The 542-nt window shown below is 67.5% G+C and carries 1 protein-coding gene; it reads right to left on the bottom strand.

Annotation, left to right across the window (positions count from 1 at the left end; genetic code table 11):
* On the bottom strand, positions 1 to 542 hold a 542-nt coding region (locus tag NLX94_RS38740; RefSeq protein WP_254387999.1), incomplete at both ends, for a polyketide synthase.

The following is a 542-nucleotide window of genomic DNA, read 5'->3' as shown; positions in this document are numbered from 1 at the left end:
TCGGGTTCCTCGATGATGACGTGGGCGTTGGTGCCACTGATCCCGAACGAGGACACACCCGCCCGACGGGGACGCTCACCCCGCTCCCACACACGCTCCTCGGTCAACAGCCGCACACCACCGGCCGACCAGTCCACATGCGGCGACGGCACCTCGGCATGCAGCGTCCGGGGCAAGACCCCGTGCCGCATCGCCATCACCATCTTGATCACACCCGCCACACCCGCAGCCGCCTGCGCATGCCCCATGTTCGACTTCAGCGACCCCAGCCACAACGGAGCATCCACCCCACGGCCCGCACCATAGGTGGCCAGCAGAGCACCCGCCTCGATCGGATCACCCAACCGCGTCCCGGTCCCATGCGCCTCGACCACATCGACATCCCCGGCACCCAGCCCCGCGTTCGCCAACGCCTGCGAGATCACCCGCTGCTGCGCCGGACCATTCGGAGCCGTCAAACCATTGGACGCACCATCCTGATTGACCGCCGAACCCCGCACCACACCCAGAACCCGATGACCCAGACGACGCGCATCCGACAA

It is taken from the genome of Streptomyces sp. TBY4 (assembly GCF_024213195.1).
In the GTDB taxonomy this organism is placed as follows: domain Bacteria; phylum Actinomycetota; class Actinomycetes; order Streptomycetales; family Streptomycetaceae; genus Streptomyces.
Note: the sequence above shows the minus strand (reverse complement) of the source record. Positions and strands in the feature narration are given on the sequence as shown.